This window comes from Thermoplasmata archaeon, assembly GCA_035632695.1.
Classification (GTDB): Archaea; Thermoplasmatota; Thermoplasmata; order RBG-16-68-12; family RBG-16-68-12; genus RBG-16-68-12.
On record DASQGG010000146.1, the window covers coordinates 1 to 7,684 of the forward strand.

Here is a 7,684-nt window from a genome sequence, read left to right on the forward strand (position 1 = left end):
TGGCCGTGATCACGGGCAAGGATCTCGAGGCCGCGAAGCTCGCCTGGATGCCCACGCTCATGTCGGACAAGCAGATGGTCCTGCCGACGGACCGCGTCATGTTCCAAGGCCAGGAGGTCGTTGCGGTGGTCGCCACGAGCCGGTACGCCGCCGCGGACGGCGCCGCGGCCGTGGAGGTGGACTACGAGCCGCTGCCCGTGGTCGTGGATCCGTTCAAGGCCCTGGAGCCGGGCGCCCCCATCCTGCGCCCGGACAAGGGGACGAACACGAACCACATCTGGCACTGGGAAGTCGGCGACAAGCAGGGCACGGCCGATGCGCTGAAGAGATCCGACGTGGTCGTCCAGGAGAAGTTCTACATCCCGCGGATCCACGTCTGCTCCATCGAGACCTGCGGCTGCGTGGCCCAGTTCGATCGGGCCATGGGAAAGCTCACGGTCTGGATGACGACCCAGGCGCCCCATGCGATTCGCACGGTCTTCGCCATCGTCTCCGGGCTCCCGGAGCACAAGATCCGGATCATCTCGCCGGACATCGGCGGCGGATTCGGTGGCAAGGTGCCCGTGTACCCCGGCTACGTCCTCGCCGTGGTCGCGGCCCTCAAGACGGGCCACCCCGTGAAGTGGGTCGAGGACCGCTCGGAGAACATCCAGTCGGACTCCTTCGCTCGGGACTACCACATCGTCGCGGAGCTCGGCGCATCCAAGGACGGGAAGCTCACCGCGCTCCGGGTGAAGACGGTCGCGGACCACGGCTACACGGACGCGGCTGCGAACCCGTCCAAGTTCCCCGCGGGGCTCTTCCACATCATCACCGGCTCGTATCCGTTCAGCAAGGCCTTCGTCGAGGTCGACGGCGCGTACACGAACAAGCCCCCGGGCGGCATCGCGTACCGGTGTTCCTTCCGGGTCACGGAGGCCGCGTACACGATCGAGCGCATGGTGGACGTCCTGGCGCACAAGATGGGCATCGACCCCGCGGAGTTCCGCATGAAGAACTTCATCCCACCGAATGCGTTCCCCTACGAGTCCGCCCTCGGGTGGACCTACGACAGCGGTAACTACCCCGCGGCCCTCCGGAAGGCGATGGACCTCATCGGGTACGACGCCCTGCGCAAGGAGCAGCAGGAGAAGCGTAAGCGCGGGGAGTACATGGGCATTGGGATCTCCAGCTTCACGGAGATCGTGGGGGCAGGCCCATCGAAGCAGTTCGACATCCTGGGCCTGAAGATGTTCGACTCCTGCGAGATCCGGATCCATCCCACGGGCAAGGCGATGGCCCGCCTCGGAACGAAGTCCCAGGGTCAGGGGCATGAGACCACGTACGCTCAGATCCTCGCCGAGGAACTGGGATTGCCCGCGGAGGACATCGAGATCGAGGAGGGCGACACAGACACGGCGCCCTACGGCCTCGGGACCTATGCGAGCCGGAGCACCCCGACTTCGGGAGCCGCCGCCGCCATGGCGGCCCGGAAGATCCGGGATAAGGCGAAGCTCATCGCGGCGCACCTCCTCGAGGTCAGCCCGGACGACATCGAATGGAAGGACCACAAGTTCCAGGTCAAAGGCGTCCCCGGCAAGGCGAAGACCATGCAGGAGGTCGCCTTCGCGGCGTACACGAACCACCCCCAGGGCATGGAGGCGGGGCTCGAGGCCGTCGACTACTACGACCCGCCCAATCTCACGTACCCCTTCGGCAGCTACATCTGCGTCGTGGACATCGACAAGGAGACGGGCGAGGTGAAGATCCGCCGCTTCGTCGCGGTCGACGACTGCGGCACGATCATCAACCCGATGATCGTCGAGGGACAGATCCACGGGGCCCTGACCATGGGATTCGCGGCCTCCATGCTCGAGGAGATCGAGTACGACGAGAACGGGAACATCCAGGGAGGCTCCTTCATGGACTACCTGCTCCCGACCGCCGTGGAGACGCCCAAATGGGAAACGGGGAAGACCACAACGCCGTCGCCCCATCACCCGTTCGGCGCGAAAGGCGTCGGGGAGTCAGCCACGGTCGGATCACCCGCCGCGATCGTGAACGCCGTGGTCGACGCGCTTTCGCCGCTCGGCGTGACGCACATCGACATCCCGATTACGCCGTGGAAGGTCTGGAACATCCTGCACGCCAAGGGCGTTTCCTGAGTTCGCGGGGAGTCCCATGCTGCTCGAAGGCTCGTTCGGCGCTCGCGCGCCCCGCGAACGGGTCTTCACCTTCTTCCTGACGCCGAGCGATCTCTCCACGTGCATCGACGACGCGCACACGATCGAGGTGCAGGACGCCGACCATTTCAAGGGGACCCTGAAGTCCGGCGTCGGGTTCATCAAGGGGACCTTCAACTGGTCCGCCACGGTCGCGGAGCGCAAGGCCCCCGAGGCCGCCCGGATCAAGGTGCACGGCTCCGGGATGGGGAGCGGGTTCGACATCGATGCGACGATTCGGATGGAGGAGTCGGGGGGCCAGACGACCGTCGCCTGGCGCGCGGAGGTCGCCATGAGCGGCCCCATCGCCAGCATGGGGGCGCGGCTTATGCAGGGCACGATTGACAAGAAGACGAATGCGTTCTTCGAGAACGCGCGCCGGAAGCTGGAAGGCGCCTAGCCCCGCTCAATGGAGGAAACTGGCGGGCGATTCCCGGAACTGGGCGCGGCACACCTCGGAACAGAAGTAGTACGTCTTGCCCCCGTGGTCCGCGAGGAGCGGCGTTGCGGGATCCACCATCATGCCGCAGACGACGTCGAGGACCGTGTCCACGGTGGGAGGCGACGCCGCGAGCTCCAGGACCGGGATCTCCTTCGCGCCTCCCTGCCGTCGGAGCTTCGTGATTTCCGCCATGATGCTGAGCGCGATTTCCTCGGAGCTCTGCGCGGAGAGATCGAGGCCCGCGGGGTTCCGGATTCGCGCGAGGGCATCCTCTGAGATCCCTTCCTTGCGGAGCTGGTCCCGGACCGCGGCCGCGCGTTTGCGGCTCGCGACGAGCCCGACGTAGCTCGCGCGGGACGGCGCCAACGCGCGGAGCGCCGCCTCGTCGTACTTGCCCATGGTGGCCACGACCGCGAACGTCTCTCCCTTCCCCGGAATCGGGAGATCATTCACATCCGTGCGTACGTCATTCGCGTCGGGGAACGCGTCGGGTGTCGCCTTCGGGGCCACGAGGGTCACGTGGTACTCCATGAGCCGGCCAAAGGACGAGAGGGCGGCCGCGATCGGCGAGTCGCCGACGATTAATAGCTGGGGCTTTGGTACGTGGGGCTCTAGGTAGATGTCCATGGCACCACCGCTGTGACACTCCATTGTGTACTCGACCACGCCCTCCTCGTGGCCGCGGAGGTTCGGCTCCTTGGAGAGGCGGAGGAGGCGCGGCCTGCCGTCGCGCAGGGCCGCCACGGATTCCGCACGGACCGCGGATTCGGTGCAGCTCCCGCCCACCCAGCCTCGCATGTCCTGGCCGGGCCGGATGATGGCCCGGTTACCCACCTTGCCCGAGGTCGGACGCGTCACTCGGACGACGGTCGCGACCACGTACGGCTCCCCACGCCCGTCAAGGTCCACGGCCAAGGCCTGCAAGTCCGTGTGGCGCGAAGGCCGTGGGCGCTCCGTTCCGTGGCCAGTACCCATCTCGCGGGCCTCCTGCGGCGTCGGCAGCAGAGCTTGTAGGAGCTCCGGGATCGGGCGACCGGCGGCGAGCCCGTTCGAGAGGGTCTCGACCTGCTCGGGCGTATCGAGGTCAACCAGGATTGCCGGGTCTTCGACGGGGACCTCCAGGATCTCGTCGGCATGGTTGCCGAACAGCGCCCGGCACCCGACATCTCCGTGAATGGTGTCCAATTCGTTCGCGAGGGAGCGGTCGAGAAGCACGGGATTCCCTCGTCGGCCCCGGAACACGGGAATCAAGATCCTCGGACCGTTCGGGTGCCACGAGGCGATGAGGCGATCGAGGGTCGAGCTCGCGACGTAGGGTTGGTCGCCGAGGACGATGAGGAACGCGTTCGAGGTCCGGCTCGCCGCGTGAACCCCTGACCGAAGGGATGTGCTCATGCCCGCTTCGTAGTCCGGATTGACGACCACGGCGACATGCTTCAAGGGCATCTCGGCCCGGACGCGGCTCGCCTCGTGCCCGAGCACGACGACCGTCTCGGCCGCCTGGGATTTCCGGACCGTCGCGAGAACCTGAGCGAGCAGCGGGCGGCCCGCGATCCGGAGGAGCGGTTTCGGCTGGCCCATGCGCGTCGAGCTGCCGGCGGCCAACACGATGGCGGTCACTCTGGGAGCCCGTGCGTTCCCCCTTCGTTGTTCCGTGCCGATCCCGGTTCCCCCGCGAACCATCGCTTCGGCCCGCCTAAAGCCTTTCGAGGTCCTTAGCGAGGGGCCCGACGTCCCACCTATCCGGGGTTCGCGTGGTGGGAGACATCCTTCCCATACTTGGTCGCGATGACGTCCGCCAGGATTGCGAGGGCCAGTTCCGCGGGCGTCTTGGCCCCGATGTCCAGGCCGATAGGCGCATGAAGGCCCTCCAGAAAGGTTTTGGGCACGCCGTGCGACGCCAGTTCGCCGAGGTCCTTCTGGAGCCGGTGGCGACTCGCGAGCAGTCCGACGAACCGCGCGTTGGCGTGGGCCAGGGACTCGAGCACACCCACATCCCGCTCGCCCTTCGTGAGCACGATCACGGAGTCGCGGCACCCGAGGGGAAGCGCTTTCAGGTCGAGGTCCGATGCCTCGATCACCCGGTCGGGCTCCTCGTGGAGCTGGGGCGCCGGGTCCACGACGACGACTTCGAAGCCAAGCGCCTTGCCGAGGTGGACCAGCCCTTCCTCCACGTCGTCCTTGCCACCTTGGCCCACGATCACAAGCCGCTCCGCCGGCAGCATGGGTTCCACGAACACGTCCAGGGTCCCCCCGCAGTTGGTCTCCACGTAGATTTCGTCGGCCTTCGGCTCACCGAATGTCCCTTTGATCTCTTGCTCCGCGTCGACGAGATGGACCCGGAGGAGCTGCGGCACCCCATCCTTCATCGTGCGCTTCGCGAGCTCGACGATGGGCCCCTCGGGGCAGCCACCGCCCAAGGTGCCCCCGACGATCTCGCCATCGTGGGCGATCAGGATCTTGAAGCCCGTCTTCGCGAGGGTCGACCCTTCCGTCTTCGTGACCGTCGCGAGGGCGAAGGGTTCCCTCCGCGACGACAGCTCCTGGACCCTCTGGGCGAATTCCTGCGCCCACACCGCGGCTCGCCAGACCTGCCGCCGCATATCTACCTTTGCGGACCGCCACGCTGATATGGTTGGCCGGTGTCCCGCGGCGAGTCGCATGGCGACGGAGGCGTGGCTCGGGCTCGCACTGGCGACGGTCCTCGTCTGGGGTTGCGGGACGCTCGTTTCCAAGCCCGCCACCATGCGACTGGGCACCCGACGAATGCTCGCCTTCATCGCCGTCTTCGAAGGTGGTGCGTACGTTGCCCTCTTCTCGCTCCTGCGGACGCCCTTGAACGGCTCGGACCCGTACGGGATCGTTGCCGGCTTCCTCGCGGCTCTCACGGGCACGCTGGGCTACATCTTCTACTACGAGGGCATCCTCGTGGGCAGCGTCGGGCTCATGGGCACGGTCACCGCGGCGTACCCGGTGCCCACGATCCTTCTGTCCCTGTGGCTGCTCGGGGAGTCCCTGAACGCGGCGCAGGCCGCGGGCATCGTCCTCGTGCTCCTGTGCGTCGTCGTCCTGAGCCGCGAGCCGACGCGCGCGCGAACCGGCAAGACCTCCGCCGTCGTGTTCGCCCTTCTGGCCTTCGTCTCCTGGGGTATCTGGGGGTACTTCGCCAAGGTCGCGGTCGATCGGATTGGAGAGGGGAACGTCTTCGGATTCTATGCGCTCTCGAACGCCTTGGTCCTGGGTTCGTTCATCTTGCTCACCAGGAAGCGGCCCCTGGAAGCGCCCCACGCGGATCGCGGGCACGCCACGGCCTTCGGCCTCCTCGACGTGACCTTCGGCGCGGGCGGGGTCGTCGTCCTGACCTATGCGTATGCCCTCGGTCCGGCGTCCCTCGTGTCCGCGGTCACGGGGTCCTATCCGCTCGTCTCGACGCTCGCAGCCCACTTCTTCTTGAAGGAACGGTTCGGCTGGAAGGAGGCGGCGGCGCTCCTGCTCTTCATCCCGGGCGTCCTCCTGATTGCCCTATGACGCCTGCCCGAAGGACCCGCCGCGAAAGCCGTAAGGGTGATATCGGAGAGCTCGGTCTAGGCCGCGGGCCATGGCCTCTTCCCCCTCGTCTTCGTCGCCGCAGCGGTCGGATTGGTTTTCGATCGGTCTCCTCTCCGTCGTCCGCGTGTTCCGGAGCGTGGCGGCGGGCTTCATCAACCTCATGTTCCCCTACTTCGTCGTGGTCCAGCTCTTTAACAAGAACCCCGTCGGGTACCTCACCCTAGGCTACGTGTACGTGGCCGCGACGTTCGCGACCGCGCTCCTGGGCTTGCTGATGGGCTACGCCGCGGACACCCTCGGTCGCAAAGCGACCTTCCTGATCGCGCTCGCCATGCTGCCCGCCTCCACAGGCCTGCTGCTCCTCTCTCAGACGCTGCCCGTGGTGTACCTGGCGGCCGCGATCGGTGGCTACTCGGCCACGGGATCGCTCGCCGGCGGCGGCGTCGGCGGCGTCGCGGCGCCCATCCAGAGCGCGCTGATCACGGACCTCTCCACTCGCCACGACCGCACGTTCCTCTTCGGAGCCCTCGCCTTCATCTCGGGCATCGCCGCCGCGTTCGGCGCCCTCGGTGCGGGCTTCCTGGGGACCTCGGAGATCCTCGTCATCGCGACCGCCCTCGGGACGGTCTCGCTCGCCCTGGGCGTCTTCATCCGAGACCGAACGGAGCCCCCGCGAGGGCAGCGCCTCCGGACGGCGGTGACCATCGGCAAGTTCTCGCTAACGGGTATCCTGAACGGCGCGAGCCAGGGCCTTGTGACTCCCTTCTTGATCCCGTTCTTCATCCTCATCTACGATGTGAAGCAGGATACAATGGGCATCTGGGCTACGGTGTCGGGCCTGGTCGCTGCGTTCTCCCTCCTCCTGGCTCCTTGGATCGAACGGAGGCTGGGATTCCTGCGGAGCATCTACGTCACCCGCGGCGGCACGATTCTGCTTGCGCTCGCCTTCCCCGTGATCCAACTGTTCCCGGCGTCGCTCGCGCTGTACTGCATCTTCCCGAGCCTGCGCGTCATGGCGGTCCCCGTCCAGCAGAGCGCGATGATGGACCTGGTGAGCGAAGGGGAGCGGGGGCGGGCGCTCGGGATCAATCAAGGGCTCCGTCTGGCCTTTTCCGCGGTGGGAACCGGGTTCACAGGGTACGAGTTCAACGTGAGTTCTATCTACATCCCGTTCGTGGCGTATGCGGCCGTGATGACCGGGAATCTCGTCCTGTACCGACTCTTCTTCCACGGATACGAATCGCCCGAGATGCGGAGAGGTGCGGTGCCCGATTCCGTCGGCGAAACGCCCGGACCGGCGGCGGCATCCGCGGAGGATCCGGTCGCCTCCCCGGTCCAACCCGAGGAGCGCATGCGGTAAATACCCAGGATTCTAGGAGGAGTACTCGGCTCCGTCGGTTCGGACGGCGATCCCCATGAAATGCCCGAACTGCGGCACGGAGAACCATGACGATGCCCGGTTTTGCAAGTCCTGTGCGGCACCCCAGACCCC

6 protein-coding genes are annotated in these 7,684 nt (G+C 66.8%); 4 read left to right on the forward strand and 2 right to left on the reverse strand.

Annotation, left to right across the window (positions count from 1 at the left end; genetic code table 11):
* Both VEY12_09360 and VEY12_09365 read left to right on the forward strand, forming a co-directional pair.
* Window positions 1-2,144 (forward strand): aerobic carbon-monoxide dehydrogenase large subunit (locus VEY12_09360; protein HYM40328.1); only part of this gene is annotated, 2,144 nt, incomplete at its 5' end.
* 16 nt (window positions 2,145-2,160) lie between these two features.
* Window positions 2,161-2,601: a carbon monoxide dehydrogenase subunit G gene (locus VEY12_09365; GenBank protein ID HYM40329.1), complete on the forward strand. Its 441-nt coding sequence runs from the start codon at window positions 2,161-2,163 to the stop codon at window positions 2,599-2,601.
* Between the two features lie 6 nt (window positions 2,602-2,607).
* On the opposite strand, the gene VEY12_09370 is transcribed toward VEY12_09365, so the two are convergent.
* Together VEY12_09370 and VEY12_09375 are read right to left on the reverse strand one after the other, a co-directional pair.
* The gene (locus VEY12_09370; GenBank protein HYM40330.1) at window positions 2,608-4,326 is read right to left on the reverse strand and encodes an NTP transferase domain-containing protein; all 1,719 of its coding nucleotides are present in this window, start codon (window positions 4,324-4,326) and stop codon (window positions 2,608-2,610) included.
* A gap of 56 nt (window positions 4,327-4,382) precedes the next feature.
* A complete protein-coding gene (locus VEY12_09375) occupies window positions 4,383-5,219 on the reverse strand; it encodes an XdhC family protein (protein ID HYM40331.1) in 837 nt (278 codons plus the stop codon).
* An 85-nt stretch (window positions 5,220-5,304) separates the two neighbouring features.
* Here VEY12_09375 and VEY12_09380 point away from each other — a divergent pair, with 85 nt between their 5' ends.
* Both VEY12_09380 and VEY12_09385 read left to right on the forward strand, forming a co-directional pair.
* Window positions 5,305-6,171: a DMT family transporter gene (locus tag VEY12_09380; protein HYM40332.1), complete on the forward strand. Its 867-nt coding sequence runs from the start codon at window positions 5,305-5,307 to the stop codon at window positions 6,169-6,171.
* Window positions 6,172-6,241: 70 nt separating this feature from the next.
* On the forward strand, window positions 6,242-7,552 hold the full coding sequence (locus VEY12_09385; protein HYM40333.1) for an MFS transporter: 1,311 nt from the start codon (window positions 6,242-6,244) through the stop codon (window positions 7,550-7,552).
* The last annotated feature ends 132 nt before the right edge of the window (window positions 7,553-7,684 follow it).